At 60.2% G+C, this 24,910-nt stretch carries 29 protein-coding genes, 1 tRNA gene and 1 pseudogene; 18 read left to right on the forward strand and 13 right to left on the reverse strand.

Annotated features, from left to right (window positions below; all coding sequences use genetic code 11):
• The first annotated feature begins 470 nt into the window (after positions 1 to 470).
• The 4 genes from ASG47_RS03915 to ASG47_RS03930 all read left to right on the forward strand — a co-directional run bounded on the left by ASG47_RS03915 (position 471) and on the right by ASG47_RS03930 (position 6,187).
• On the forward strand, positions 471 to 1,187 hold the full coding sequence (locus tag ASG47_RS03915) for an HNH endonuclease (protein WP_156463973.1): 717 nt from the start codon (positions 471 to 473) through the stop codon (positions 1,185 to 1,187).
• 246 nt (positions 1,188 to 1,433) lie between these two features.
• A complete protein-coding gene (locus tag ASG47_RS03920) occupies positions 1,434 to 3,629 on the forward strand; it encodes a mechanosensitive ion channel domain-containing protein (protein ID WP_061907453.1) in 2,196 nt (731 codons plus the stop codon).
• Positions 3,630 to 3,796: 167 nt separating this feature from the next.
• Positions 3,797 to 5,011, forward strand: coding sequence for a lytic murein transglycosylase (locus ASG47_RS03925; RefSeq protein ID WP_061907454.1), 1,215 nt, complete (start codon positions 3,797 to 3,799; stop codon positions 5,009 to 5,011).
• A gap of 180 nt (positions 5,012 to 5,191) precedes the next feature.
• The gene (locus ASG47_RS03930) at positions 5,192 to 6,187 is read left to right on the forward strand and encodes an alpha/beta hydrolase (protein ID WP_244487034.1); all 996 of its coding nucleotides are present in this window, start codon (positions 5,192 to 5,194) and stop codon (positions 6,185 to 6,187) included.
• A 128-nt stretch (positions 6,188 to 6,315) separates the two neighbouring features.
• Here the strand turns inward: ASG47_RS03930 and ASG47_RS03935 are convergent, their stop codons facing one another.
• The 3 genes from ASG47_RS03935 to ASG47_RS03945 form a co-directional block, all read right to left on the reverse strand.
• Positions 6,316 to 6,729: a VOC family protein gene (locus ASG47_RS03935; RefSeq protein WP_061907455.1), complete on the reverse strand. Its 414-nt coding sequence runs from the start codon at positions 6,727 to 6,729 to the stop codon at positions 6,316 to 6,318.
• A gap of 74 nt (positions 6,730 to 6,803) precedes the next feature.
• Complete coding sequence (bfr, locus tag ASG47_RS03940; RefSeq protein ID WP_061907456.1) at positions 6,804 to 7,289, reverse strand: bacterioferritin; 486 nt, start codon at positions 7,287 to 7,289, stop codon at positions 6,804 to 6,806.
• Positions 7,255 to 7,635 carry a (2Fe-2S)-binding protein gene (locus tag ASG47_RS03945; RefSeq protein WP_244483959.1) on the reverse strand — a complete coding sequence of 127 codons (381 nt, stop codon included), beginning with the start codon at positions 7,633 to 7,635 and terminating at the stop codon, positions 7,255 to 7,257. Before ASG47_RS03945 ends, bfr begins: the two co-directional genes overlap by 35 nt.
• A 74-nt stretch (positions 7,636 to 7,709) precedes the next feature.
• Between ASG47_RS03945 and ASG47_RS03950 the strand changes: the two genes are divergently transcribed.
• Genes ASG47_RS03950 through ASG47_RS03960 form a run of 3 tightly spaced genes read left to right on the forward strand, consistent with a single transcriptional unit; the run spans position 7,710 to position 10,262 of the window.
• On the forward strand, positions 7,710 to 8,291 hold the full coding sequence (locus ASG47_RS03950; protein ID WP_061907457.1) for a TetR/AcrR family transcriptional regulator: 582 nt from the start codon (positions 7,710 to 7,712) through the stop codon (positions 8,289 to 8,291).
• Positions 8,288 to 9,463: an SGNH/GDSL hydrolase family protein gene (locus tag ASG47_RS03955; RefSeq protein WP_061907458.1), complete on the forward strand. Its 1,176-nt coding sequence runs from the start codon at positions 8,288 to 8,290 to the stop codon at positions 9,461 to 9,463. Before ASG47_RS03950 ends, ASG47_RS03955 begins: the two co-directional genes overlap by 4 nt.
• 55 nt (positions 9,464 to 9,518) lie before the next feature.
• Entirely contained in the window at positions 9,519 to 10,262 is a 744-nt protein-coding gene (locus tag ASG47_RS03960) for an SDR family NAD(P)-dependent oxidoreductase (protein ID WP_061907459.1), read from the forward strand.
• Here the strand turns inward: ASG47_RS03960 and ASG47_RS03965 are convergent.
• Positions 10,213 to 10,836 carry a pseudouridine synthase gene (locus ASG47_RS03965; RefSeq protein ID WP_082511550.1) on the reverse strand — a complete coding sequence of 208 codons (624 nt, stop codon included), beginning with the start codon at positions 10,834 to 10,836 and terminating at the stop codon, positions 10,213 to 10,215. The two genes, ASG47_RS03960 and ASG47_RS03965, sit on opposite strands and share 50 nt — an antisense overlap.
• A 131-nt stretch (positions 10,837 to 10,967) precedes the next feature.
• Between ASG47_RS03965 and ASG47_RS03970 the strand changes: the two genes are divergently transcribed.
• Positions 10,968 to 12,245 (forward strand): tetratricopeptide repeat protein, encoded by a 1,278-nt coding sequence (locus ASG47_RS03970; protein ID WP_162243210.1) that lies wholly within the window; start codon positions 10,968 to 10,970, stop codon positions 12,243 to 12,245.
• A gap of 60 nt (positions 12,246 to 12,305) precedes the next feature.
• Here the strand turns inward: ASG47_RS03970 and ASG47_RS03975 are convergent, their stop codons facing one another.
• Together ASG47_RS03975 and ASG47_RS03980 are read right to left on the reverse strand one after the other, a co-directional pair.
• On the reverse strand, positions 12,306 to 13,034 hold the full coding sequence (locus ASG47_RS03975; RefSeq protein WP_082511552.1) for a DUF599 domain-containing protein: 729 nt from the start codon (positions 13,032 to 13,034) through the stop codon (positions 12,306 to 12,308).
• A gap of 26 nt (positions 13,035 to 13,060) precedes the next feature.
• Positions 13,061 to 14,098 (reverse strand): aldo/keto reductase, encoded by a 1,038-nt coding sequence (locus ASG47_RS03980; protein WP_061907461.1) that lies wholly within the window; start codon positions 14,096 to 14,098, stop codon positions 13,061 to 13,063.
• A gap of 249 nt (positions 14,099 to 14,347) precedes the next feature.
• Between ASG47_RS03980 and ASG47_RS03985 the strand changes: the two genes are divergently transcribed.
• Positions 14,348 to 14,424 (forward strand) — tRNA-Met (locus tag ASG47_RS03985).
• A 70-nt stretch (positions 14,425 to 14,494) separates the two neighbouring features.
• A complete protein-coding gene (locus ASG47_RS21180; RefSeq protein WP_274532515.1) occupies positions 14,495 to 14,626 on the forward strand; it encodes a hypothetical protein in 132 nt (43 codons plus the stop codon).
• 378 nt (positions 14,627 to 15,004) lie between these two features.
• Here ASG47_RS21180 and ASG47_RS21280 read toward each other — a convergent pair.
• From ASG47_RS21280 to ASG47_RS04025, 7 genes and pseudogenes are all read right to left on the reverse strand, one after another.
• Positions 15,005 to 16,003 (reverse strand): annotated as a pseudogene (locus ASG47_RS21280) (recombinase family protein); the annotation flags it as partial.
• A 212-nt stretch (positions 16,004 to 16,215) separates the two neighbouring features.
• Positions 16,216 to 17,391 carry a DNA polymerase III subunit beta gene (dnaN, locus tag ASG47_RS04000; protein WP_061907464.1) on the reverse strand — a complete coding sequence of 392 codons (1,176 nt, stop codon included), beginning with the start codon at positions 17,389 to 17,391 and terminating at the stop codon, positions 16,216 to 16,218.
• 1 nt (position 17,392) lies between these two features.
• The gene (locus tag ASG47_RS04005; protein WP_061907465.1) at positions 17,393 to 17,719 is read right to left on the reverse strand and encodes a hypothetical protein; all 327 of its coding nucleotides are present in this window, start codon (positions 17,717 to 17,719) and stop codon (positions 17,393 to 17,395) included.
• Positions 17,716 to 18,273, reverse strand: a complete 558-nt coding sequence (locus ASG47_RS04010) for a hypothetical protein (RefSeq protein ID WP_061907466.1) — start codon at positions 18,271 to 18,273, stop codon at positions 17,716 to 17,718. Before ASG47_RS04010 ends, ASG47_RS04005 begins: the two co-directional genes overlap by 4 nt.
• Positions 18,270 to 18,827 carry a hypothetical protein gene (locus tag ASG47_RS04015; protein WP_061907467.1) on the reverse strand — a complete coding sequence of 186 codons (558 nt, stop codon included), beginning with the start codon at positions 18,825 to 18,827 and terminating at the stop codon, positions 18,270 to 18,272. Before ASG47_RS04015 ends, ASG47_RS04010 begins: the two co-directional genes overlap by 4 nt.
• Before the next feature lie 79 nt (positions 18,828 to 18,906).
• On the reverse strand, positions 18,907 to 19,329 hold the full coding sequence (locus tag ASG47_RS04020; protein WP_061907468.1) for a hypothetical protein: 423 nt from the start codon (positions 19,327 to 19,329) through the stop codon (positions 18,907 to 18,909).
• Between the two features lie 413 nt (positions 19,330 to 19,742).
• Entirely contained in the window at positions 19,743 to 20,435 is a 693-nt protein-coding gene (locus ASG47_RS04025) for an XRE family transcriptional regulator (protein WP_061907502.1), read from the reverse strand.
• An 82-nt stretch (positions 20,436 to 20,517) separates the two neighbouring features.
• Here ASG47_RS04025 and ASG47_RS20165 point away from each other — a divergent pair, with 82 nt between their 5' ends.
• From ASG47_RS20165 to ASG47_RS04060, 8 genes are all read left to right on the forward strand, one after another.
• The gene (locus ASG47_RS20165) at positions 20,518 to 20,733 is read left to right on the forward strand and encodes a transcriptional regulator (protein ID WP_082511553.1); all 216 of its coding nucleotides are present in this window, start codon (positions 20,518 to 20,520) and stop codon (positions 20,731 to 20,733) included.
• Positions 20,730 to 20,906 carry a hypothetical protein gene (locus ASG47_RS20970; protein WP_156463975.1) on the forward strand — a complete coding sequence of 59 codons (177 nt, stop codon included), beginning with the start codon at positions 20,730 to 20,732 and terminating at the stop codon, positions 20,904 to 20,906. The genes ASG47_RS20165 and ASG47_RS20970 overlap by 4 nt, the downstream gene beginning before the upstream one ends.
• Positions 20,907 to 21,093: 187 nt before the next feature.
• A complete protein-coding gene (locus tag ASG47_RS04035) occupies positions 21,094 to 21,576 on the forward strand; it encodes a phage regulatory CII family protein (RefSeq protein ID WP_061907470.1) in 483 nt (160 codons plus the stop codon).
• The gene (locus tag ASG47_RS04040; protein ID WP_061907471.1) at positions 21,573 to 22,382 is read left to right on the forward strand and encodes a phosphoadenosine phosphosulfate reductase family protein; all 810 of its coding nucleotides are present in this window, start codon (positions 21,573 to 21,575) and stop codon (positions 22,380 to 22,382) included. The genes ASG47_RS04035 and ASG47_RS04040 overlap by 4 nt, the downstream gene beginning before the upstream one ends.
• The gene (locus ASG47_RS04045) at positions 22,379 to 23,668 is read left to right on the forward strand and encodes a DUF3102 domain-containing protein (RefSeq protein WP_061907472.1); all 1,290 of its coding nucleotides are present in this window, start codon (positions 22,379 to 22,381) and stop codon (positions 23,666 to 23,668) included. The genes ASG47_RS04040 and ASG47_RS04045 overlap by 4 nt, the downstream gene beginning before the upstream one ends.
• A complete protein-coding gene (locus tag ASG47_RS04050; RefSeq protein WP_061907473.1) occupies positions 23,665 to 23,898 on the forward strand; it encodes a hypothetical protein in 234 nt (77 codons plus the stop codon). Before ASG47_RS04045 ends, ASG47_RS04050 begins: the two co-directional genes overlap by 4 nt.
• Positions 23,895 to 24,536 (forward strand): hypothetical protein, encoded by a 642-nt coding sequence (locus tag ASG47_RS04055; protein ID WP_244487035.1) that lies wholly within the window; start codon positions 23,895 to 23,897, stop codon positions 24,534 to 24,536. The genes ASG47_RS04050 and ASG47_RS04055 overlap by 4 nt, the downstream gene beginning before the upstream one ends.
• Complete coding sequence (locus tag ASG47_RS04060; protein WP_061907474.1) at positions 24,533 to 24,901, forward strand: HNH endonuclease signature motif containing protein; 369 nt, start codon at positions 24,533 to 24,535, stop codon at positions 24,899 to 24,901. Before ASG47_RS04055 ends, ASG47_RS04060 begins: the two co-directional genes overlap by 4 nt.
• Positions 24,902 to 24,910 lie beyond the last annotated feature (9 nt).

Here is a 24,910-nt window from a genome sequence, read left to right on the forward strand (position 1 = left end):
TTGGGAGAGTAGGTCACTGCAAGGTCTGCTAAAAACACATCCTCTCTACGATACAAAACAGCAAAGCCCCGGTTCGAAAGAACCGGGGCTTTGCTGTTTGGTGCAAGAGAATGGGCGGATACGTCGCTGCCGCCAATGACTGCGCGTCTAATTGAGTTCCGCAGCTCGACGCCTTCGTCACGACTGCCGAACTCGATTTGCGATCTAACGATGCGCTTAGGTCTTACAAGTCCGAAACGAAGCCTATAAGGGCGTTCGCGTAACCGCTATTTATGCGCACCTTGGCAGCATCGTCAGCGCAGGATTCTGCAATTCTTTAACGTTCGGATACGTATTCATCCTAACGTGCAAACGTGCCACATGCCGTAATTCGAATTGCTGAAAGCAGCCGTACTCGCATCCAGGAATCGGGACTTATTTCGATCAGATCGAATTTTGCTGGGCTGGTCGCACGCTGCGTCGGATGTCGTGTGGTTCTTTATCAAAGCGCTCGACAAGCCGACCGATCCAATGTGGCAGTTGGCTATTTTGCTACAGCAATAATTGAGGAGGTGATCGTCTTGCCCTATGATCATCTACATGTCGATATTCGCGTAAGCAAGGTTGAGGCGCTTAGTCACCCAAAAGTCTTGCTCGCTGGAGAAAAAGCATTTGAACCGACCCTTTTTTCTCCCAGTGGAGCGCTGAAAGGTTGGAGCGCAGCTTACGACGTCCGCGAAATCAGCATCCAGCAATATCGCGACATCACCGAAGGAGATACCCAGACACCTTTCACAGGTAGCCCAGACGTTATCGTCACCGTACCACGCTTCCAAAACCACATCCGACAAATTCGTGATCCCGAATTCCGTCTAATGATTTATCGAGCGTATGGTGGGCGCTGCGCTATAAGCGGCGTCGAACTGCTATATGAGGGTGGTTTTTGTGGCCTCATCGCGGCTCACATCTATCCGCATTCCAAGGAGATCCACCATCGCGTCAGCGGCGGAATTCTGATGGATCCCACCTGCCATAGCCGACTCGATGGGGGCGGACTTATAATTCATGACGACTATAGTTGGGAGCCGCGGCCCGAGGATGACCTAACGCGGACAATTAAGCATCGTTTTCTGCGCTTGCCAGAAAACGAAGAAGACTGGCCGGATAAGGTGCTACTGGCGCGTCAACGCGCCCTTTTCAGTCGGTGAGGATCGCAAATGATCGCGGACCATGTTCTGCGGATAAACCCGTAGCACTTGATGATGCCGTACAGGCTCAGAAACTGCGCGTTTGATAAGGCCGCCCCGCTCCCTATGTCCTATCATAGCACAGATCGTGGTGCGGAACCACCAGCGCTCCTGCGGATCATTACGTAGCGTCATTAAGACGACTACTTGACGTCATCTCCCTAGCCGCCATGTTGAAGCCCATTTTCATCGTCATTTGCGTTGGCTATGCAGTTCATCATTCGTCTTTGCGTCTTCGCACTTCTCCTCGTTTCGCCAGCCCTTGCGCAGGTGCCTGGGATTTCACCGGCGCCGGCAGAGACTGAAACTACCGATGCGGGGTCGACGCAGGCGGTCGATGATCTCGTCAGAATTCTCGAGAACGATACAGCGCGTGCAGCTTTAATCGAGCAGTTGAAGCAGGCTGCTCCCGCGGAAGACGCGGCGCCGGCAGAGGAGGCTTTGCCCGACCTCAGCATTGCCCGGCAGCTTGCCGAGTATACGCGTAGCGTTGCACAGGGGGCTTCGGCGACGGTGCGGGCCGTCGGTGGGATTTTTCTGAATTTCCGGCATGCCATCAATGGCACACTCAGCGCAGACTATGATGTGATCCGGACGCTAGCCATCAATCTCGGCATAGTCCTGGTTGGGCTTTTCGGAAGTTTCTGGATCTTCAAATTGATCGCGCAGCCATTGCTTGCGCGGATCTCCCGCGGTGCTGGGAAACGCAATGTCTGGAAAAAACTTGGTATTGTCATCGTCGGCACGGCGATCGATACGCTGACTGTCGTTGCCGCTTGGGCATTTGGCTACATCTTGGCTCTCAATTTCGGGACGACGCCGTCGGGCGAGATGGGCATCAATCAGAGCCTCTTGCTCAATGCCTTTCTTCTCGTCGAGCTGTGCAAGCTCGTGATCCGCGTTCTCCTCGCGCCGCGGCATATCGATCTGCGATTTCTCCCCGTCACCGATGACAACGCGGCCTATTGGTCGTTCTGGCTAGCGCGCGTCATTTCGCTCCTGGGATATACTTTTATGTTCGTCGCGCCGATGGCGCGGACGACGATATCGCCGGCTGCCTCGGCGGCGGTTCAGGTGCTGGTCATGGTCACGGCGGTGATCGTTGGCGTCATTATCGTCTTGCAAAACAAGGACGATGTGCGGCTTTGGCTAGCAGAGCTATCGGCCAAGCATGGGCATTCCGGGCTTTGGCGGGTGCTCGCCGCCGTGGGGCAGCATTGGCATGTGTTGGCGATCACTTATCTCCTTGCGCTGCTTGTCGTGTGGTTTGCCAATCCTGACCAAGCTCTGCCGTTCATGTTGGGCGCGACCCTGCAATCGTTGATTGCCGTGGTCGTTGGTTCCCTGATCGTTGGGTTCATCAGCCGCTTCGTCAGCGTTGGCCTCAAACTTCCCGGCGATGTCAGCCAACGCCTTCCGCTGCTTGAGAGCCGGTTAAAGGCTTTTGTGCCGGCCGTAATGGCGGTCGTGCGCTGGGTAGTGATTGCCGGGGTGATCATCGCCATCGGCCAGGCTTGGGCGCTCTTCGACTTTGCGGGCTGGATTGGCAGCGACGAAGGGTTGGCGGTTGCCGGGTCCATCGTCTCGGCAGCGCTGATCATCCTCATTGCTATTATCCTGCATGTCGTCGTCGCCTCATGGGTTGAATACCGTCTGAGTGCCAATACAGGGCGCATGCCGACGCCACGCGAAAAGACGCTACTCAACTTGTTCAAGAACGCCTTCACCGTTGCCTTGGTGATTTTTGGACTCATGCTGGCTCTGGCGCAGATCGGGGTAAATATCGCGCCGCTCCTTGCTGGTGCGGGTGTTGTTGGTCTTGCTATCGGTTTTGGTGCGCAGAAGCTGGTGCAGGACATCATCACGGGCATCTTCATTCAGTTCGAGAATGTCATGAATGAAGGCGACGTCGTCGAGGCGGCTGGCAAGTCGGGCGTGGTCGAGAAGCTGACCATCCGCTCCGTCACCATTCGCGACATGAGCGGTACGGTGCATCTGATCCCGTTTTCCTCGGTCGATCAGGTCTCGAACATGATGCGCGGTTTCTCGTTCTATGTGTCCGAGGTCGAGATTGCCTATGACAGCGATATCGAAGGCGCCAAGCAGGCTATGCGCGACGCCTTTGCCAAGGTCATGGAAATCCAGGAATATCGCGATGTCATTCTCGACGATCTCGATCTGCAGGGGTTAATCGCGATCACGCCGCAATCGGTGTCGCTGCGTTCGCGCATCAAGACGCTGGCGGGCAAGCAGTGGGGCGCGGGGCGCTTTTACAGCGAAACCCTGATGCGGCTTTTTACCGAGCGCGGCATCGAAACACCCACGCCAAAGATGCGGTACCTGCAAGGAAAGAACGAGCGACAGGGGCATGGGGACATGCCGATGGGCGAATTGCCGGCCTAAGACTGGCGTCACCGATCAGCAAAGCTTGCTTGAACTCATCGTGATCGCACCAAGGCTTTGCCTTAAGGCGATCTTAATCCGATGCGTTAATTATTTGATACGCGCGCCATATGCGGCACTGCCGGCGCGCTCGTGACTTTTTGTTCGCGCGTATCACGAGGCTCGACATGATCCGATTTGCAGCAAGTCTTGCTGGACGTAGTTTTACCCGACGGGCAGCTCTTTCGCTCGCCTTAGTGCTTGGGCTTGCTGGCCCGGCTTTTGCTAACAGCGACGACTTCGTGCGCGGGCTCTGGCCCGATGCGGCGGCCAATGGCGTTTCGCGTGCGGCGTTCGATGCGTCGTTTGCCGGTTATGCGCCTGATAACAAGATCATGGAGCTGACGCGAAAACAGCCCGAGTTCAGCCAGACCGTTCAGCAATATATCGACAAGCGCGTCACCGCTGCCCAGGCCAATAAGGGCCAGGGCATGGCGCAGGAGTGGCGCCAGACCCTGCAGCGCGCCAAGGAGCGCTTCGGGGTCCAGCCTGAGATCGTGCTCGCCATTTGGGGCATGGAGACGAATTTCGGTGGCTTCATGGGTGGGACCAATACGATCCATGCACTCGCGACCCTGACCGAGAACAATTATCGCGCCGACTTTTTCCGCAAGGAGCTGATCACAGCGCTGCGCATCGTGTCGGATGGACATGTGACGCCGCCAAACATGGTCGGATCCTGGGCGGGCGCGATGGGGCATACGCAGTTTATGCCGTCGAGCTTTCAGCGCTATGCGATCGACTTCAATGGCGATGGGCGCAAGGATATCTGGAACACTATCCCCGATGCCTTGGGGTCGACGGCCAACTATCTCAACGCCTTTGGCTGGCGGCCGGGAGAGACCTGGGGCTATGAGGTTAAACTCCCGCGCGGCTTCAATTTTGCTGCGGCGCGGCAGATGGAAAAAGCGCCGCTGAGCCAATGGCAACAGATGGGCATTACGCGTGTGTCGGGGCGGGCTTTTCCCCGGGGCAGCGACATAGCGCGGCTCTATGCACCGGCAGGCGCGTCCGGGCCGACATTCCTCGTGCTGCCCAATTTTGATGTGATCAAGCGTTACAACAATTCGGACAGCTATGCGCTGGCTGTTGGGCATCTGGCCGATCGGATTCTTGGCGGCGGGAGCTTTGCAACCCCTTGGCCAAGCGGGGATTTTGCCCTGAGCAAGGCGCAGCGCAGCGAGTTGCAGGGGCTGCTCAATCGCGCCGGATACGATGTCGGTACGCCTGATGGCGTGGTCGGGCCGAAGACTCGGGCGGCGGTTTTGTCGTTCCAGGCCAGCGCCGGACTGCCGGCAGATGGCTACATTTCGGGCCTGCTGCTTGATCGCCTGAAGCGTTAGGGTTCTACACTTTGATGTTAACATTCCGTTAACCATAGGCGCGCAGACTGGATGGGCTTAAGTAGGGGGCAGGCCCGCGCCGCGATCGGTGCGCCTGCCCTCGCCCATTTCGGGCGTCACACAATAATCTCCATCGCGCATCATGGTGCGCTTACTCCATTAGCCCTGAGCCATTTTCCAATGACCAGAACACGTTTTTTTGCCGCCCTGGCGATTTTGATTTCGCTCTTGCCGATCCAAGCGCATGCCGTTTCGGTGATGGATCCGTTCAACCTGCCCGCGGCGATGGATGGCGGTACCTCCAAGGTGGGCGATGGCATTCCCTATGCCAATGGTCCGCGCCATAAGCTCGATGTCTATGCGCCCGAGCAGCGCGGCGCGCCGGCGCCGGTGGTTTTCTTCATCTATGGCGGCGGCTGGAGCCGCGGCGAGCGCAGCGACTATCAGTTTGTCGGGCGCGCCCTCGCATCGCGCGGCTTCGTGACGGTGATCGCCGACTATCGGCTGGTGCCCGAAGTGCGCTTCCCCGATTTTCTCTACGATAGCGCTGCGGCGCTGCGTTGGGTGCAGGACAATATCGCCAATTATGGTGGCGACCCGAACCGGCTGTTTTTGGCGGGGCATTCGGCCGGCGCCTATAATGCGGTGATGCTGGCGCTTGATCCGTCCTATCGCCGGCAGTTCGGGGTGACCATGCCGATCCTGGCGGTTGGAGCCCTCTCTGGGCCTTACGACTTCTACCCCTTCGAATATAGCGAAGTGAAGGAAGCCTTCGGCTATGCGCCGAGCCCGGAAGGGACGCAGCCGATCAATCTGATCACGGCCGATGCGCCGCCGATGTATCTGGCCTCGGGAACCACCGATCCGATCGTGCGCGTGCAGAACACCAATCATTTCGCCGAGCGGTTGCGGGCGCAGGGCGTTTGGGTGACGACGCAGTTCTATGAGGGCTTTGGGCATATGGAGCCGGTGATCGCCATGGGCGCCGCCTGGCGTTGGCGTGCGCCGGTGCTCGACGACATGGTCGGGTTCTTCCAGCGCTTCGGCGCCTTTCCGAGCGGTGTGCCCTATGTGGCTGTGGCGCCGGAAGCACCGGAGCAATTGCCGGAAGCGATTGCGCCGATGGATCAGATCGTGTCGCAGCTTAACTCGATGTTCCAGCCGATCGAGGAATAGCGGTCCGCAACGTCACATTCGCGAAAGCGGGAATGGCTCGAAGAACTGGCGCCAGATTTTTGCATCTCAAGATGGGCCCCGGCCTTCGCCGGGGTGACAATCAAGGAATGTGAAGCGTCAGTTGTTCCCTACCGCTTCGGCTCGATGACGACCGACTCGACGGAGCGCGTGTTCGGGCCGTGGAAGACGGCTTCTATATTGTTGCCGTCGGGGTCGATGACGAAGGCGGCATAGTAGCCGGGATGGTAGTGGCGTTCGCCTGGTCCGCCATTGTCGGTGCCGCCGGCAGCGATGGCCGCATCGTAAAAGGCTTTTACCATCGCTTCGTCCCGCGCCTGGAAGGCGAGGTGAACGTGGCTCGGGAGAATGTCGCCCGGCGTTTCATCGATGAAGAGTTCGTCGGCCTGCATCCAGTCTTTGCCCGACGCGGTCACGGGAATGCCGAGGACGTTGAGGATCGCCTGATAGAAGCGCCTGGTTTTTTCGAAATCATGTGCGCGCAGGTGCACGTGATCGATGAGACGTCCGGTGTGATAGGCCATGGTGTTTCACCCCAAAAAGCAAAAGCCGGACAGCAAAACGCCCGGGCGAGCCGGGCGTTTCAAAACTTGATCTGTTACTCTGCTTCGTCGGCCGAGGCCGAATTGAGCTGGCCGTACTTTTCGGGGCCGATCTTGTCGAGGAGCTCGAGCTGGGTTTCGAGGAAGTCGATGTGACCTTCTTCGTCCGTCAGCAGCGCTTCGAAGAGGTTCTTCGAAACATAGTCGCCAAGGCTTTCGCAGAGTTCGCGGCTCGCCTTATAGGCAGCGCGGGCATCGTATTCGCCAGCAAGGTCGGCTTCGAGCACTTCCTTGATGGTCTGGCCGATGCGGAGCGGAGCGACGCGCTGCAGATTGGGATGGCCTTCGAGGAAGATGATGCGCTCGATCAGGCGATCGGCGTGGTGCATCTCTTCGATGGATTCGGCGCGTTCCTTGGCGGCGAGCTTCTTGTAGCCCCAATCATCCAGCAGGCGATAATGCACCCAATACTGATTGACGGCGCCGAGTTCGAGAAAGAGGGCTTCGTTAAGCCGCTCGATGACCTGTGCTTCGCCTTTCACGACGTACTCCACTGCTTTGCTTTTTGAGCTTTTCAAGCCCAGTCTGGAACGTCACGACGTCACCAGGCGGGTGGGCATTTTGAGCGTGATAGTTCTCTGTGACCTGAACGATAATGTCCACCACATTCGGCACGCAGCCCGCGCATTTTGCACGTCTGTTGAGTTCGCTATAGACTTTTGCAGGGACCACCAACTGCCAAGGGTCCGCCTTCAACAGGTCGAGAACGATGTCCTCGATCTCCGAAGATGTGATCATATTGCACTGGCAAACGAGCATAGCAGGGGCCGGAATAGTCGTCTCAACGCGCGGCAATAAACGCTTCCGATAGTTGAATGTCAACATCATAAAATGCCGCGTTCAGGGATTGTCACGAGCAAAAAACTAAGTGTATTAGGATAAAAACTAATACGGTTAGAAAAATGCCAAGAGCAGGATTGTCACGAGAGCGGCTGATCGAAGCTGCGATAGCGCTGACCGAGGCCGACGGATTTGTGGCGCTCAACCTCGCAGCCCTGGCCCGGGGTTTTGGCGTCAAACTCGCCAGCCTTTACGCTCATGTTCGCAATGTCGATGACCTCAAAGCCGAAGTGGCGCTCAATGCGTTGAGGCGGCTTGCAGACATGGTGGACGAGGCGATTGCAGGACGTGCGGGCCGCGACGCGCTCTATGCCTATGCCGAGGCACAGCGGGATTTTGCGCTGGTGCATCCAGGCCTATTTGAGGCTGCGCGACATCCTTTGAGTGAAGAGATCGCGATGCAGAGTGCCGGCGTCAGGATCGCGCGGGCAAGCCGGGCGGTGTTCCGGTCCTATGCGCTCGATGACGCCGATCAGGTGCATGCGACGCGCTTGCTGGGCAGCTTTCTGCTCGGCTTCGTGCTGCTCGAACGCTCGGGCAGCTTTGCCCACAGCGCGCCGGAAGCGGCGGATTCATGGGCGCGGGGCTTGGAGAGTTTGCACATGGCCATTTCGGGCTGGGCGGAAAAGGATAGCAAGCAATGACAGAGCTGGCATTTGAAGCCCCGTTGACCGCTGCGATCGTCAAGGGTGTCGTCGAACTCGAGCGGACAGCAAACGGCGTTGTCCTGCACCGTCTGCCGGCCAAGGCGCGGGCGCAGAATGACGACCCGCAACTGGCCATGGCCGAGGCACAACCTTCGGGTGTGCGGCTGGCGTTCAGGACTGCGGCACGTAAGGTCTCACTGACAGTCTTGACGACGCGGCGAGACTTTGTGGGCATGCCGGCGCGACCGCTCGGTGTTTACGAACTCTATGTCGATGGAGTTTTGGCGCAGCAGTTGAGTGCGGAAGGTGGGCGAACGCTGCGGATCGATATGCGTGCCGGCTCGACCGAAGTCGTCGATGGTCCGGCGGCGGTTCTGAGCTTTGATCTGCCGGCAGGCGACAAGCAGGTGGAAATCTGGCTGCCGCATAATGAGAGCATGGTGTTGCAGGCGCTGCACGCAGATGCTCCAATCAGTCCCGAACCTGTCGCAGGGCGGCCCGTCTGGCTGCATCATGGCAGTTCGATCAGTCAGGGGTCGAACGCGATTTTGCCAACCGGCATCTGGACGGTCTTCGCGGCGCGGCGGGCCGGGGTCGAATTGATCAATCTGGGCTTTGGCGGCGGCGCCTTGCTTGATCCGTTTACGGCTCGGGCGATGCGCGACACAGCGGCGGACCTGATCAGCGTCAAGCTCGGGATCAATGTGGTCAATGCGGACCTGATGCGGCTGCGAGCCTTTGGGCCGGCGGTGCACGGGTTCCTCGACACGATCCGCGACGGTCACGAGGCGACGCCACTGCTGGTGATCGGGCCGATCCACTGCCCCATTCATGAGGAGACGCCAGGCCCGCTGCAGTTCGATACTGCGGCGCTCGCCGAGGGGCGGGTCGGTTTTGTAGCAACGGGGCAAAGCGCTGAGGTTGCGGCGGGGAAGCTGAGCTTGCGGGTGATCCGGGAGCGGCTCAAAGCGATTGTGGAACAGCGGCAAAAGTCGGACCCGAATATCCATTATCTCGATGGCGAGGCGCTCTATGGGCCAGACGACCATGCGCTTATGCCGCTGCCAGACCGGGTGCATCCCGATGCTGCGACGCAGCAAATGATGGGCGAGCGGTTTGCGACTCTGGTTTTCGAAGGCGGGGTCTTCGCTCCTCTCGCCGCGCACTAGCCTTTGGTGGCGGATCGGCTCTAGTCTCATCGCAAAGCAAAAGGGATGAGGCGAGATGAACAAGATCGATCTTGAGGGGCAGGTGGCGGTGGTCACTGGCGGGGCGCAAGGCATCGGTCTTGCGGTGGCGCGGCGATTGATCGCGTCAGGCGCGGTGGTCAGCCTTTGGGATCGGGAAGCGGACCTTCTAGCGGAGACGAAAGAAGAGATCGGCGCGGCATCCACGCGCCTTGTCGATATCGTCGACTATGCGGCAGTTGAGGCAGCGACGGCTGCGACCGAGCTCGCCCACGGGCGCATCGATATTCTGGTGCATTCGGCGGGGATCGCGGGGAAGAATGCGCCGCTCGACGAATATGAGCTCGATGAATGGCGGAGGGTGATCGATATCGATCTCAATGGCGCCTTTCACGTCAACCGCGCCATCCTGCCGGGAATGAAGGCGCGGAACTATGGGCGCATCGTCAATATCGCCTCGATCGCGGCCAAGGAGGGCAACCCCAATGCCGCAGCTTATGCCGCGGCCAAGGCCGGCGTTATCGGCATGACCAAGGCGGTGGGCAAGGAAGTCGCGAAATATGACATCGCGATCAATGCCATCACGCCTGCGACGGCCAAGACCCGCATTCTCGACGAGCTAAAGCCCGATTTCATCGACTATATGCTAAGCCGGATTCCGCGCGGGCGGTTCCTCGAAGTCGAGGAAGTGGCCAATATGGTCTCCTGGCTGGTCAGCCGGGAAAACAGCTTTACGACCGCCTCGGTGTTCGACCTTTCTGGGGGACGGGCGACCTATTAGGCCGCGGCGGAGCCGATGAGCGCGCGGGCCGGGTAGGCGGCTCGACAAAGCGCCATTCGCCGGGCGCGAGGCCATCGAGTGTCCAATCGCCGATTCTCCAGCGCACGAGGCGCAGGGTTGGGTGGCCGACGGCGGCCGTCATGCGGCGCACCTGCCGGTTTCGGCCCTCGGTGATAGTGAGCGAGAGCCACTGGTCGGGGACACTCTTGCGGAAGCGAACAGGCGGATTGCGCGGCCAGAGATCGGGCCGGTCGATGCGCTCGACCTTTGCCGGCCGCGTGGGCCCGTCGTTGAGCGTGACGCCGGCGCGAAGATTTGCAAGGGCCTCGTCACTCGGCAGACCCTCGACTTGGACGAGATAGGTCTTTGGCATCTTGAAGCGCGGCGAGGCGATATGGGCCTGGAGCGCGCCGTCATCGGTCAGCAACAAAAGCCCTTCACTATCCTTGTCGAGCCGGCCTGCGGCGTAGACGTCGGGGACCTTGATATAGCCGGACAAAGTTTCCTCGGGCGTGCCGCCGGTGAATTGGGTCAGTACGTCAAAAGGCTTGTTGAAGAGAATGAGCCGAGGCATGGCGCCTGATACTGCGGCGCGGCCGCATTCGCAAGGCAGCTTACCAGCATCAAATCCAGCATTGCCCTTTTGTTGCCCACAAAGACTGGACTAACTTGGCTCAAACTTTGAGCCATCTTTGGGAGAGAATGATGAAGCCTATCGGACCAGTGGCGCGACGGACGACGCTCATGGCTTTTCTGGCCGCGGGCATCTTCGTTCCGGCGGCGCCGGCAATGGCGAGCGCGACATTCGACGCCTGTGCTGCCGAAGCGGCAAGCCAATATGAAGTCGGATACGAAAGCACCGGCCGGGAAACCTGGGACATCAATACCGCTACGGCCATCGAAGCCTGCAAAAAGGCGCTCGAGGCAGACCCGGATTCTTCTCAACTCAAAGGCTGGCTGGCGCGCGCTTATTTCGCCGATGGCAATTACGAGGACGCGGTGCCGCTGTTCGAAGAAGCCGCAGAGGGCGACAGCGTCGTCGCGCAGGCGATCTTTGGCGACATGCTGATTACTGGCGATGGCGTCGATGTCGATATGGAGCGCGGCGCGGAATTCTTGAAGCGCGGCGCCGAAGCCGGATTTGCCCTGGCGCAGAACAGCCTTGGCCTCTCCTATGATTTCGCCGAGGGTGTGGAGCAGGATTATAGCGAGGCGGCCCGGTGGTATCGCGCGGCGGCCGAGCAGGGCATGCCCAAGGCGCAGTCCAATCTTGGGCTGATGTATCAGGATGGGCTCGGCGTGCCGCAGGATTATGTGGCGGCGGCCGCCTGGTTCCAGCTGGCGGTGGATGCCGGCGACGTGTCGGCACACGTCAATCTCGGCAAGCTGATCCAGGATGGGCTAGGGCAAAAGAGCGACCCGAAGCGTGCGGCCGAACTCTATAAGGTCGCGGCCGACGAGGGCGACATGTACGGCCAGAACAATCTCGCCTTTCTCTATGAGAACGGCGAAGGCGTAAAGCAGGACCTCAAGAAAGCGGCCGAACTCTATGAGCTGGCAGCCGAGCAGGGCATGGCGCTCGCCAAGCACAATCTGGCGCTGCTCTACGAAGACGGCCGTGGCGTAACGCAGGACTATAACCGCGCGATAAAGCTCTATCGCGAAGCCGCGGAAGGCGGAGAAATGCGCGCGGCGGTCAATCTCGGCCTTCTCTACATGGACGGCACCGGTACCGATGTCGATTATGCCGAGGCGCTGAAATGGACGAAGATGGCCGCCGAACAGGGCCAGCCGATCGGGCTCAACAATATGGGCCATATCTATGAGAACGGCCTCGGCGTGCCGGTCGATGAGGCCAAGGCCAAGGACTATTACGAGCAATCGGCTGCGCAGGGCTATGATCTGGCCATTGATAATCTGGCCCGGCTGAACGAAGCGACAAGCGGCTCGGGCAGCACCAGCGGAAAGACCAAGACGAAATAGGTTTTTGCGATTTGTGACATTGAGCCGTCCGGTGATTTCCGGGCGGCTTTTTGTTTGTGCCTAAAAGCCGCCGTCGCCGGACACTCTGACCTCGCCCTCTTTGAGCTTTTCGCGGTGGCGGGCAGCAATGACTGCCGCAGTGGCCGCGGTGCGGTGAGCCGTCGAGAAGAACTCGCGGTGGGCAATGATGAGAATGGTCACGAGGCAGGCCACGACCGCCAGCCATTCGGAGACGAACCAGGCGACGGTCGAGACGGCAAAATAATAGGCGCGGATGCCGGAATTGAAGTTTTTGGCGCCAAGCCCATTCATGCGGGTGATGGCGTCGATTTCTTCTTCGCTCGTCACCCGATCATGATCGAGCGCACCGAGCATAATGCAGAAATGGTTGAACTGACGCAGCGAGAGCGTGAAGGCAAAGAAGGCGAGCACAAACATGGTCAACATGACCATGAGATGGATTTGCACGTCGGCGACGGTGAAGGTGTGCTCGACAGAGAGCGTGCCGAGCGTGTCCATCACCGCGGGCACCTGGCCGAAGACGGCAAAGACCGCGAGCACCAGCAGCACTGAGGTCGAGGCGAGAAAACTCACCGACCCCATGATATTGCCCGACAGGATGGCGTCGAATGGCGTTTCGCGCCGGGTCGCATTGCTGACCCAGCGACGGCGCTGCATGTTCATGATGCTCGAGAGCGACGGGCGCCGCTTTTCGACAAGCGGCACCAGGAGATTATAGGCGTAATAGGCAAGGAGCGGAAAAAGCGAGGTGAAAAGCGTCGATGTCACGTCGGGCCCCCAAACGTTTCGGCCGATTATAGCGGACGCGGGTGGCGGCGATAGATGGCGTCGATGCCAGCGAGCACGTCCGGCGACAGCGTCAGGTCCTTGGCGCCGAGATTGACGGCCAATTGCTCGATGCTCGTAGCGCCGATGATGGTGGAGGTGGTGAAGGGACGCGAGCGGCAGAAGGCGATAGCCATTTGCGCGGGCTCTAGGCCATGGGCCTTGGCGAGAGCGAGATATTCGCGGGTCGCAGCTTCCGAAAATTCGTTCTGGCGCCAAAAGCCCTTTTGGTAATCCTTGCGGCTGCCCTTGGGATTGGCGTCATCGAGATATTTGCCCGTCAGCATGCCCGCAGCGAGCGGGGAATAGGCGAGGAGGCCGACATCTTCATGGTGGCTGAGTTCGGCCAGGTCATGATCGAAAAGCCGGCGGAGAAAATTGTATTCGTTCTGGACGGATGCGAGGCGAGGTAGGCCCTTGGCTTCGGCGATACGAAGCCACTGGGAAATGCCCCAGGTGGTTTCGTTGGAAACGCCAATCGCCCGGATCTTGCCGGCTTTAATGAGATCGCCGAGGACGTCGAGCATGTCTTCTAGATTGGCAAGAACGTCGGCAGTGTCCTGCTTTTCCGGGGCATAGCGCCAGTAGTTCTCGAAATGGTAGTGGCCGCGGCTCGCCCAATGGATCTGGTAGAGATCGATATAGTCGGTCTTTAAACGCTTGAGGCTGCCATCGAGCGCCTCGCGGAGGCTCGGGCCATCAGCCCGACGGCCGCCGCGGAGGAAGCCGTTGCCACCGCCACCGATCTTGCTCGCCAGGACCCACTTGTCGCGATCATTGTTCGCCGCGAACCAATTGCCGATGATCTCCTCGGTGCGGCCCGAGGTTTCAGGGCTGCCGGGCACAGCATAGAGTTCGGCCGTGTCCATGAAATTGATGCCGGCATCGCGCGCCATGGCGATCTGGGCATGGCCCTCGTCTTGGGTGTTCTGGCTGCCCCAGGTCATGGTGCCGAGGCAGATATCGGTGACGGCAATGCCGGTGCGGCCGAGTGTTTTCATATCCATGGCGCGTAATCCCGGTTCGAGTGACGAAGTGGCGCGACCCTAGACGGTGCGGTGCGCTTCGGAAACGGCAGGGGGCGCCCAAGGCGTTCGGGCGCAGAAGTTTTCCACATGCGCGCGGCAGGGAATGGCCATTTCCCGAGAGTTTTCCGCAACATGTCAAAAAAACGTCACTCATGCCGCTTTGGGGGTTGAGGTCTTCGACGGTCCCCCCTATATAGCCCTCACACAGCGCCGCGGCGCAGTGAATGACGCGGGATGGAGCAGCCCGGTAGCTCGTCAGGCTCATAACCTGAAGGTCGCAGGTTCAAATCCTGCTCCCGCAACCATTGCACCCCTAAATGCCCTGGCATTTAGGGGTGTTTCCTTTTTGTCGACCAGCAATTCTGCAAGTAAACCATGGACTTGGATGTCCACGGGCTGCCGCGCGCCCTTCGGCGTGATGACGACTTTCTCGATCATGCCCCGCAGGCGCTCAAAGATGAGATCGCGCGGCTGGCCTTCCCGCAAACCTTCCAGATGCATGCGTAGCTCTTTGATGAGCTGGCGGTAGCGATCTGCTGCAGAGGGGTGAAGGACGATCGGTTCGTCATCGGCTTTGAGGGCTTCGGCTTCCGCGCGCAGCTCGGCGCGTTCGGCCTCCATTTTCCGCAAACGATCAAGCACTCCGTCAGTAGCACTGCCTTCGACAAGCAGGTCGATGAGTTTCTCGATCTGCTTGTCGAGATCGGGCAGGCGATCGGCGATGGACTTCAGCTGGCTGGTCTTAGTCGCCGCAAGCTCGCGGCGCTTCAGGTGGTAGTGCGAAATGTAGGCGGCGATCATCTCGGGATCGGCCAGGTAGGCATCGAGGGCGTTGAGCACACGCTCTTCGACATGCGCCCGCGTGATCGAGCGACCATTTTCGCAATCACCGCGCTCGCGATAGCCGGCGCAGCCGATGCGATCATTGCCGATGACGGTATAGCTTGCGCCGCAGCAGCCGCATTTCGTAAGGCCGGAAAGGAAATGACGGGGCTTGGCCGCGACTGGCCCTGACGCCTGCGTCCGCTCGGCTTTGCGCGCCTGGGCCAGCCCAAAGATGGTCTGCTCAACGATTGCCAGGTGGGGTGCTGCAGACCTTTGCCATTCGGATTCGGGATTGGGTCGCGAAACGCGCTTGCCCGTCGCCGGGTCTTTGATGAAGCGCTGCCGGTTCCAGACGATCTCGCCGATATAGAGTCGGTTCTGCAGCACGCCGTTGGCGCGGGTCTTGGAGCCATTGAGCGTCGAAGAATTCCACTTTCCGCCGCGTGGCCCCGGAATGTTTTCGGCATTGAGGGCCGCTGCGATTTCCCGAGGGGTGCGGCCGGCAATATAGTCGGCGAAGATACGCCGAACAGTCGCTGCCTCGCGCTCGTTGATCTCGTGTTCGCCTGGCTTGCCCGGCACGGCGCGATAGCCAAAGCTGACGCCGCCACCAGAGGCGCCGGCCGATACGCGCGCGGCGATGCCGCGGCGGGTTTTGTTGCCCAGCTCGGCGAGGAACATCTCGCTCATCAGGCCTTTCAGCCCGGCATGCATCGCGGTGACCGTGCCGTCCGACACCGTCATTATGCGGATGCCAAGGAAGGTTAGTTCATCGCGAATTCGGTGAAGGTCGGCCTGCTTGCGAGCGAGGCGATCGAGATCTTCGCAGACGAGCACGTCGAAGCGCTTTTCGCGCGCCATGCGGAGCATGCCGGCAAGTCTCGGTCGATTGATAGCGCTGGCGCCGGACACAGCCTCATCGCTGAAGGCGGCGACGACGAAGAGGCCCTGGCGCTCGGCCCAGGCTTCGCAATAGGCAATCTGATCGTCGCAGGAGCGTTCGTTCTGGAGGTCGGAGCTAAAGCGGGCGTAGATCGCGGCGCGGGTCGTAGATGTCATCCTGTCCGGTCTCCGCCAGATGGTCTTCAATGGCTTGCTGCTCGGCCAAGGCTTCCACGAAAGCCAGCAAGGCCGCGCGCGTCGCACTATGCTGCGGCGCGGGGCGCTTTGCTGTCAATCTAGGGGAGCTTGTGGTTGCGAGTGCCACTTTGGGTTTCACCGCGCACAATCCGCGCGCCGGGCCAGCAGTTCGTTGCTGTGGGCGGTGCCGCTCATGCTGCGGCTTCCCCATGGATGATGCCGATGCGCATGGGCATGAGGACTGCCAGGCGATCGTCGAGGTTAGGGCAGGTGAGAAGGGTCGGGCTGTTGCCATCTGTCATGCCAAACTGGAGGGTTTCGGCGCCGAAGTGCTCGATGACCTGGATGAAATAGTCCGGATTGTAGCCGATGGCGAAATCGGGCGGGTTGCTCTGAAGCACGGAATGGTGGCAGGCATCGCTGCCCGCGGCGCGGCCATCCTCGTTGCGAATGTTGAAGGTGGTTTCCGCCTCGGTGAAGGTGACCGTGAGCGCGCTATGGCGTTTGTCGGCGCGGACGGCGGCGTAGGCATTGCCGATGGCATCGGCGAGATCGTCGCTGTCATAGGACAGGACCGGGCTCGACTTGGGGATCATGCGCCACCAATCGGGATAGGTGCCTTCCAGAAGTTTGATGACAAAGCGCGTCGGGCCAAAGCTGGCGACGAGCCGATCTGCCGTGATTTCCAGATGGACTTCGGCCCATTCCTTGACCATGCGGCCGAGCTTATCGACTGCGCGCTTGGGCACGATGACCGCGGGCATGTCTTCGGGCAGATCGGCAAGGCATTCGCGCGCCATCAGCTTGTAGCCATCGGTGGCGACGGCGCAGAGTTTTGGCGAAGTGGGCTGATAGCCCGGCATGAAGTGCCGAACGCTGCCGGAGAAAAGGTGCATGCCTTCGAGAACCGGATTGCGCACTTCTGACGTGGCGATGGCAAAGCCGCAGGTTTCGAAGAGATCGAAGAGGACGCGGCCTTCAGTGGTGAATGTCGAGCCAATATCGGCTTTGGAAATTGTCGGGAAGTTCTCGACGGGCTCAAGGATGGGCAGCACCTGGCGCGAGCGGGCACAGGTGATGACGATGCCGGCGCCTTCGCGGGCGAAGCGAGCGATGCCCCGATCAGTATAGCGCGACATGACATTGGAGAGGCGATCGGCCGGCACGACGACGGGCGGCATTTCGCCCTGGCATTCGACGGCCGTGGTGATCTCGACGAAATAATCGGTGGCGCGCATGGTGCACATGCCGCCGCCCGTTGTGATAAGAACATGGCCAATCACAGGATTTTCCTTGTTGCGCTCGACGGCGGCCATGACGCGATCGAGCGCCTGTTTGAACTCATTGGGAGCGACTTCGAAGGTCATATCAGCGGTCCCTCATGCCAAGATCGCTGAGGCCTCGGAAACGCCTTCCGAGTGCTTTCTCCAAGTTCCAGAACATGTCCTCGTATTCGCGCCGTGCGAAGCGCGCAGCAGCTTCGCCTAGCGCGTTTATGTTGATCTCTTCTGGCGCTCTCAGGATTTGAACGCCGATCCGAGCATTGGCTTCGGCAATAACGACTTCCTTGGACATGGTTTGCAGCAATGCCCTTGCAGTGTCCTGCGAAAGCGTCTTCTCGCGTGCCCGGCGCAGAACTTCCGTCATCAGCGTTTCGTCTGGGATGGAGCCAAGATCGATGACATCGCCGCTCATTGAAGGCCTCCCGTCAGGCGCTCGAATTCTTCGAGGAATTCGGACTTGGCTTGCGCGGGGTGCCAATATTGCAGGGTGACGCCCAAGGGGCCGTGCTGCAGATCCCATGACACCACGCAGGGCGCCATGTTCTGCTGTTGCTCATCGGCGAGAATGGACTCGTCAGCGAACTTCACGATCGACGACATATTGGGCGAGACGCCAAACTTGGAAGCCACCATCAGCCAGAGCCGGGCTTCGATGGCTTTGTAGTCGGTGAGGAAGGGTTTCACCGGACGCGGCACATCGACGAGGTAGGCTTCGGGCGCATCATGCAGGAGGGCGGTGAGCTGTTCTTCCTGGCTATATCCGTTCGCCTGCAGCCAGCGCGTCATCAGCACCGAATGTTCGGCGACCGAATAGAAGCGCAGGCAGTGGCCGGCATAGCGGCAGGCCATGGAGAGCGAGTGGGCGATATCCTCGATGTGGATTTCAGCGATGCGCGGATCGAGCGGCCAGAACTGGCGGCCGGAAACGGTCTGCATCCAATCGCCTTTGCGGGGAACGGCGTTCATGCTGCGATCTCCTTCTTGCGAAGGAAGCAGCTGACAGGGCCATCTTCGCCGTGCCACTTGCCTGCGAACTGCCAGCCATCGGGCACCTCCGGCACCCAGGCAGACAAGGTCGCGTCAGGAGTGCGCTCATAGCTTGCGAGGGCATCCTCGTTTTCTTCGTCCGTAAGACCTTGGTCAAAGAGATCGCCGAACTGACAGTCGAAGCCGTGTTCGATGGCGATGTGGTAAAGGTTCTGCCCCTCAATCGTGTAGAAGAACATGGCGGGCTGGATCTGGCCGCCGTGCAACTGGATAGGGGTTTCCGGCGCAGGCATAATTTCGGCAGGGCGGATCGGCCCCTTGTACAGGAGGGCATGGGCAGCGCGAATGTCCGACGCAGCCTTCTCTGCGAAATCGGCCATGTTGCCAGCGGCCTCTGCGGCCTGGTCTTGACGATCAGACCAGCACGACAAGCTGTCGAGTGCGTCCATGGCCTCACCTGCGAGGCGGCACCAGAGTTCGGATTGGCGCTCAGCTTCGGCGTAGGCGTCCTGCAGTTGTTCGATCGTCTGCATCAGAAAAACCCCATGAAAACGAGCGCCAGGACGGGCGGCACCGCGACGAAGGTGAAGAGCAGTTCAGCGCGGGCCATGATCAGACCCCTGCCGGATGCGCGGCGCGGGCTGCTGCGAATGCGTCGGCGGTGACGGCGATCAGCTCGGGCCAGAGATGGGCGATTTCGGAATTACCCAGACCTTCGCGTCGCAGGGTGAGATGTAGCTCCGCTTCATTAGGGAGGGTGCGCAGCAGGCTCTGCGAGCAGCGCCGGATCAGCTGCGCGTGGGTTTCAAAGCCGCGCTGATCATCGAGCTGGCGCACAACCTGACGATTGGCCTGGGCTTTGGCGGTTGGGAAGTGGCGCGCGATGTCCTCTTTCGAGAACTCGGCGAAGTCGCCTTCCATGCTCGGCTGCGCATCCACGGCATTGGCAAGGATGATATCGAGCATACGCGAGGCAATAGGGTGCATGCCGGGCGTGGGCGGGGAGAAGGAGTGGACTGTGGCAGATGCGAGCATTGCGCCCTCCAGCGATGAAACTGAAGGCAATATAAGCTTAACTCAAAAAACTCTGCAAGCGCAACTTATAGTAAAACTCAAAAACGAACTGACTCGACTCCGGCGCTAAAAGAATCGATTATGAGAACGTTAGTGGAACATTGGGGTGTGGCAGATGGCGTTGCCGGGGCGTAGACCGCTGGTGTCAGACGTAATTTCCGTGTCGGTCGAGTGTGCCGACTGCGGTCACAATCGCTGGATGCGACCTTCTCAGCTCACTCGCTTCGGAATCGCCTCAGGAACTCCGCTTGATATATTGGCATCGAGGTTGAGCTGCGCTCCATGCCGCCAGGATGGGTTGCCTGGAAAGAACATCGTCCTGACGGCCTCCTTCGCGTCCGACGACGCAAAGAAAAGCGCGGATCTTTGGAGGGCTAGAAACCTAGAAGTTCGCGAGTCGGAATTACACGCCAAAGGTGCTTGATCGCATACCGATCAAAGCTGATTTGGCGCGGAGGGTTGTACTGCTCAACAAGGATTGTGCTCGTGGTGCGCTCGACTAGCTTCTTGACGAACGCCTTGCCGGCTCGCTCGTTTTCCTCTGGAAACATTTCAATCACGACGTGATCGCCCGGTACAGGGTCGCGCCCGCCAACGTAAATTAGCTCGCCGGGGTCATACCTTGGCACCATACTGGTGCTGAGAACGTGTAAGGCAAAAACTTTGCGCAGACCCGCAATACCTGGCGGGCGCCGAACGTAGCCAGTGACTTCGCCATTGAGCGTGAAGTCGCCGTCATCACCGCCAACCGCGGTGCCAAGAAGCTCGACATCTGTGGGGCCTGCAGGAGGCAGGCCGAGTGAGCTGATAGGTTCAGCATCGGCAGGCAGTTCGTCGCCAAGAAATACAACTTCCCCACGCCCAAGCGCTGCGGCGTCAATCTGCAGGTACTGCGCCACCTTCAAGAGATTGGAGGTGGATGGCATGTTTCGTCCGCTCTCCCAATTGCCGATCGCGGCAACGTCGAGGTCCAAAAATTCGGAAATATTGCGCATCACCTTCCCGCGCTGCTTTCGCGCGAGACGGATCGCTTCTCCGATTTTAATAGCCATTTCCGACTTAGCCATAGGCGGATTTGCAACGAAAGCTACGCTCGCGTCCATGTAAGACTCTCTTGCAGCGTTTTTTGAGTTGTGCTTATGGTGCGTTATGCAAGCAAAACTCAAATCTCTTCAAAGTGCGATTGATGCCGCTGGAAGCGCGAGTGAGCTTGCGCGTCGTCTCGGCATTAAGCCGGCAGCGGTTCTGCAGTGGGTTCGAGTGCCGGCTGAACGGTGTTTAGAAGTCGAGCGGGTCACTGGCGTTTCGCGGCACGAGCTACGCCCAGATGTTTATGGCCCAGCGCCTGAGGCGGTGCCGTCGTGAACCGCCTCAGCCTGATCGATAGTCGTGCGCGCGCCGACGCCATCCGGCACATGACCGCCAGCGGTCTTTGCACCGAAGACTTGGTCATCGCCGGCATCCGCATCCAGACGATCCGCCGGGCGCTTCGACGCACTGGTCGGGCGCGGCTTGCCGCGAAGGCGGTACGGTCGTGAGCGCATATCTCTCTCCAATTTTGCATTCGTGCGCGTCGTTCGCCCTTGGCGGCGCGGCACGAGCTGGTGCGCGGCTTGGTGCCGCCTCCCTGGCTGCGCCGCGCACCGGCACTTTCCTTTTCATGCAATGCGGCCAGCCACCGGTCACGAGTGAGCCCCGGCCGATTTCGACGCCAGAGGCGAGGCCATGAGCGAACTCAAACCGATCTGGATGCAGGTCAAGCCACAGACGGCGGCAGCAAGCGAAGAGGCGGGCGGCGACAAGGTGCTAGCGGCAGTTGCCAGCCGCATCAGCCACGGCACACGGTTTTCGGAATATTCGAGCTTTGAGTATCCCAACCGGGTCATTCCCTTCGATGTCGCCATCGAGGTGGACCGCTTTGCCCTGAGGCAGGGCCGGCCGCCGCGGCACGGGCTGTTGCTCGCCGAAGCGCTCAACATGCTGCTGGTGCCGCGCCCCCAGGGCAGTATGGACGATTGCGACATGGCGGCGCTGTGCAAGATTTCGACGGAGAGCGCCGAGGCCATTGCTGCCTTTGCCAGCGCACGCGCCGATGGCGTGACGACGCCCGAAGAGGCGCGGCTGGTGCGCGAAAAGATCAGCGACGCGCAGACGGCTTTTGCCGAGCTGGATGCAAGGCTCAAGGCGATCGAGGAGGCGGGAGAATGAAGATCTCCGAAAGCGCCGAGATCCTGCGCCAAGCCATCGACACGTTCTCGCCCACGCACATCGTTTCCATGGTTTCGGGCGGGCGGGATAGTGCTGCGTCTGACCAGGTCGCGCGCGAGCTCGGCGTGAAGATTGACCTCGTTATTCATGGCAATACCCGCTGCGGCATTCCCGAAACCAGCGCGTTCGTGAACGATACGTACGGCGCCATGAGCGATCTGGTGGTTGCCGATGCTGGCACTGCCTATGAAGATTACGTCCTTCGAAAAGGCTTCTTCGGACAGGGTATTGCGGCCCACGGCTTTGCTTATCGCATCCTCAAGGCCACCCCATTCCGGAAGGCACTATCTCGCGCAATCCGGCAGCGTCGGCGCGGGGTGCGCATCCTTCTGATCAATGGCGCTCGACAGGATGAAAGCGAAAACCGCCAGAAGAACCTGCAGGTTTGGCGGCAAGACCCGGCTGCAAAGAACAACATCTGGGTGAGCTTGATCCACGGCTGGAGCCAGACGGATCGCGACGCTTATCTCGATTCCAGAGCGACCCCGATTAACCCTGTGGCGACACAGCTTTGTCGATCGGGTGAGTGCATGTGCGGAACAATGCAATCGGTTGCCGAGCGCCGTGAGGCATCAGTCCTCTATCCAAAATGGGGCCAGTGGCTCAACGAACTGGAGAAAGAAGCGATTGAGCGCCACGGCTTCGGCTGGGGCGAGGACTTTCCCAATCCGAAGGTTATGGGCGAGCAGCTCAGTCTCTTTGCGCCCATGTGCAAAGACTGCCTCGTCCGCGGCGGTGCCGCATGAACGGGATTGTGGGTACTGCTTTTGAGTCGGCAGCGATCGACGGCGTTTCCGGTGCTGAAGCTTGGGCGCGTCGCATTGGCGGCGCGTGGCAAAAGAGCATCGATGCGATTTTTGAAACGGGACGGCTGATCGCCGAAGCAAAGGCGGCTCTGCCGCATGGCGAGTTTGAAGACCTCGTAGACGCCAAACTTCCATTCTCGGGAAGTACCGCACGTCGTCTGATGATGATTGCAAGGGATGACAAGCTGACAAACCGTGCGCATGCGCACGTTCTGCCGGCATCGTGGGCCACGCTTTATGAGCTGACTAAGCTCGATACCGAGACATTCGAGCGTCGCATCGCCGAAGGCTCCATCCGCCCGGACATGCAGCGACGCGAGGTGCAGACAGGCGGCGCGCGCTCCATCATGGCGAGCCGGGAGCAGCCGAAGGGATCGCTCGACTACTTTCCGACGCCGCCTTTTGCGACCCGGGCGCTGATGAACGACGTGCTGCCGCATCTCCGTATTGATCCGCAGGAGATGGGCGTTGTCGCCGAGCCATGTTGTGGCGAGGGGCACATGTCTGGCGTGTTGCAAGAATATGGGCTCGATGTGCGCGCGAGCGACATTGCCGACTATTCGAAAGACGGCAGATACCCGCCTGGCTGGGTCGGACAGGGCGATTACCTCGCCAGCGACGAGGCCGTCGATTGGACGATTTTCAACCCGCCCTTTGGCGATGTGACGCTGGCTTTCGTGCTCCATGCGCTCGAAAAATCGCGGCGTGGCGTATCCGTATTTGTCCGCCAGCAATGGCTGGAAGGGATTGAGCGCTACGAGACGATTTTTCGGGATCGGCCGCCGACGCTTTATGCGCAATTTGCCGAGCGCGTGCCGCTGGTCGCGGGCAAATGGGACCCGATTTCATCGACGGCGACGGCTTATTGCTGGCTGGTGTGGGTGAAGGACGTGGCGCCACAGCCGCCCTTCTGGATTCCACCGGGGCGGAAGCTGGCCTATCGGCGCGATGACGATGTGGCCCGGTTCACGACGCATCCGGTCATTGGATTTCAGCCTGTTCTGGCGCCTTTCGCCACGAGCGAAAAAACCGACGCGATCATTCGTGCGGCCTATGGCGCCGAGGTGATCGACTTCGAGGCGTGTATTGTCCGGCTGGCGCGCGAAGCGGGCGTCGAGGCGAGCAAGCTGCACATTCGGCGCCGAGCTAGCCGGCTCGGGCTTGGCGATCGGGACCGGCAGCGCGAGGCCGTGCGCCTCGCCAATGCGGCGAGGGCGGAGCCATGAGTTTTGTGCGCAGCTTCGTCACCATCGGGTCGCATCACAAGGGGCCGCATGTCGATGCGCTCTATGCACTGGCCGAGCGCTGCGGCGCCAAAGTCATCGTGGTCGGACATGAAGGCGAGCCATGGGGCTTGTCGCTGCGCACGCCACCACCAGCCAAGCGATTGCCCTATGCGGGGTTTGATCCGGATGACCTCAAGATCTGGAGCAATCTGGGGAGGTCGGCGCCATGACCCGCCCCATGAAGGTGCTCATTGCCTGCGAGTTCTCCGGTACCGTTCGCAACGCGTTCCTCGAAACTGGCTGCGATGCCTGGTCGTGCGATCTGCTTCCAGCAGAAGACCGCAGCAATCGCCACATCGTTGGCGATGCGCGCGAGCTGCTGTGCGACGGCTGGGATTTGCTCATGGTCGCGCATCCGCCCTGCACACGGCTTTGCAATAGCGGCGTCCGCTGGCTGACAAAGCCGCCCAATGGCAAGACGCTCGACCAGATGTGGTCCGAACTGGACGAAGGCGCCGCGCTGTTTTCGGACTTCTGGAACGCGCCGATTGACCGGATCTGCATCGAGAACCCGGTGATGCACAAACACGCCAAGGCGCGCATCAAGAACTATCAGGAGTTCGCGCAGAGCGTGCAGCCCTGGCAGTTCGGCCACCCGGAAACCAAGCGCACCTGCTTCTGGCTCAAGGGCCTGCCGCCGCTGATGGCCACTGATGTGGTCGAGGGGCGCACGGCACGCGTGCATCGGATGCCGCCCGGTCCACAGCGCTGGGATGAGCGCTCGCGCTTCTTTCCGGGCATCGCCAAGGCAATGGCCGATCAGTGGACGTGGATTTGGGAGCAGGACGCGGGGAGGGCAGCGGCATGACCCGGCGCGACCGCATCCGCGAAAAGATCTTTGCCCGCGTCGAGATCGTCGATGCGCCTCCGCACATGCCTGAGCATCTCGGCCCCTGCCATCTCTGGACGGGGCCGACATCGGGCGACGGGCGGGGCGGGGACTATCCGCGCATGAACCTCGATGGCCAGACCGTGGCCGTCCACATCGTGAGCTGGACCAATGAGCACGGCTTCGTGCCGGGCAAGAAGCAGCTCGACCATCTCTGTCGCCGCAGGCGCTGCGTCAACGACCAGCACCTGGAACTGGTGACCCACAGGCAGAACCAGAAACGCCGCGATGCGGCACGGCGGGAGGCGGCTGCGGCGCTGCCTTCGCCGGCAAACGAAATTTAGAGGGTAGGG

The sequence above is a fragment of the Devosia sp. Leaf420 genome (genome assembly GCF_001425445.1).
Taxonomy (GTDB): domain Bacteria; phylum Pseudomonadota; class Alphaproteobacteria; order Rhizobiales; family Devosiaceae; genus Devosia.

What these genes read in the sequence shown, in the direction of transcription:
- ASG47_RS04010 (WP_061907466.1), bottom strand. Translation starts at nt 18,273, where the DNA reads ATGAACGCCGTTCCCCGCAAAGGCGATTGGATGCAGACCGTTTCCGGC.
- ASG47_RS04050 (WP_061907473.1), top strand. Translation starts at nt 23,665, where the DNA reads ATGAGTTTTGTGCGCAGCTTCGTCACCATCGGGTCGCATCACAAGGGG.
- ASG47_RS20165 (WP_082511553.1), top strand. Translation starts at nt 20,518, where the DNA reads ATGCAAGCAAAACTCAAATCTCTTCAAAGTGCGATTGATGCCGCTGGA.
- ASG47_RS03930 (WP_244487034.1), top strand. Translation starts at nt 5,192, where the DNA reads ATGACCAGAACACGTTTTTTTGCCGCCCTGGCGATTTTGATTTCGCTC.
- ASG47_RS04015 (WP_061907467.1), bottom strand. Translation starts at nt 18,827, where the DNA reads ATGCAGACGATCGAACAACTGCAGGACGCCTACGCCGAAGCTGAGCGC.
- ASG47_RS04045 (WP_061907472.1), top strand. Translation starts at nt 22,379, where the DNA reads ATGAACGGGATTGTGGGTACTGCTTTTGAGTCGGCAGCGATCGACGGC.
- ASG47_RS03970 (WP_162243210.1), top strand. Translation starts at nt 10,968, where the DNA reads ATGAAGCCTATCGGACCAGTGGCGCGACGGACGACGCTCATGGCTTTT.
- ASG47_RS04020 (WP_061907468.1), bottom strand. Translation starts at nt 19,329, where the DNA reads ATGCTCGCATCTGCCACAGTCCACTCCTTCTCCCCGCCCACGCCCGGC.
- ASG47_RS03980 (WP_061907461.1), bottom strand. Translation starts at nt 14,098, where the DNA reads ATGGATATGAAAACACTCGGCCGCACCGGCATTGCCGTCACCGATATC.
- ASG47_RS21180 (WP_274532515.1), top strand. Translation starts at nt 14,495, where the DNA reads ATGGACTTGGATGTCCACGGGCTGCCGCGCGCCCTTCGGCGTGATGAC.
- ASG47_RS03935 (WP_061907455.1), bottom strand. Translation starts at nt 6,729, where the DNA reads ATGGCCTATCACACCGGACGTCTCATCGATCACGTGCACCTGCGCGCA.
- ASG47_RS03945 (WP_244483959.1), bottom strand. Translation starts at nt 7,635, where the DNA reads ATGATGTTGACATTCAACTATCGGAAGCGTTTATTGCCGCGCGTTGAG.
- ASG47_RS03925 (WP_061907454.1), top strand. Translation starts at nt 3,797, where the DNA reads ATGATCCGATTTGCAGCAAGTCTTGCTGGACGTAGTTTTACCCGACGG.
- ASG47_RS03960 (WP_061907459.1), top strand. Translation starts at nt 9,519, where the DNA reads ATGAACAAGATCGATCTTGAGGGGCAGGTGGCGGTGGTCACTGGCGGG.
- ASG47_RS03965 (WP_082511550.1), bottom strand. Translation starts at nt 10,836, where the DNA reads ATGCCTCGGCTCATTCTCTTCAACAAGCCTTTTGACGTACTGACCCAA.
- ASG47_RS03955 (WP_061907458.1), top strand. Translation starts at nt 8,288, where the DNA reads ATGACAGAGCTGGCATTTGAAGCCCCGTTGACCGCTGCGATCGTCAAG.
- dnaN (WP_061907464.1), bottom strand. Translation starts at nt 17,391, where the DNA reads ATGACCTTCGAAGTCGCTCCCAATGAGTTCAAACAGGCGCTCGATCGC.
- ASG47_RS04035 (WP_061907470.1), top strand. Translation starts at nt 21,094, where the DNA reads ATGAGCGAACTCAAACCGATCTGGATGCAGGTCAAGCCACAGACGGCG.
- ASG47_RS04005 (WP_061907465.1), bottom strand. Translation starts at nt 17,719, where the DNA reads ATGAGCGGCGATGTCATCGATCTTGGCTCCATCCCAGACGAAACGCTG.
- ASG47_RS03950 (WP_061907457.1), top strand. Translation starts at nt 7,710, where the DNA reads ATGCCAAGAGCAGGATTGTCACGAGAGCGGCTGATCGAAGCTGCGATA.
- ASG47_RS04060 (WP_061907474.1), top strand. Translation starts at nt 24,533, where the DNA reads ATGACCCGGCGCGACCGCATCCGCGAAAAGATCTTTGCCCGCGTCGAG.
- ASG47_RS04025 (WP_061907502.1), bottom strand. Translation starts at nt 20,435, where the DNA reads ATGGCTAAGTCGGAAATGGCTATTAAAATCGGAGAAGCGATCCGTCTC.
- ASG47_RS04040 (WP_061907471.1), top strand. Translation starts at nt 21,573, where the DNA reads ATGAAGATCTCCGAAAGCGCCGAGATCCTGCGCCAAGCCATCGACACG.
- ASG47_RS03920 (WP_061907453.1), top strand. Translation starts at nt 1,434, where the DNA reads ATGCAGTTCATCATTCGTCTTTGCGTCTTCGCACTTCTCCTCGTTTCG.
- ASG47_RS04055 (WP_244487035.1), top strand. Translation starts at nt 23,895, where the DNA reads ATGACCCGCCCCATGAAGGTGCTCATTGCCTGCGAGTTCTCCGGTACC.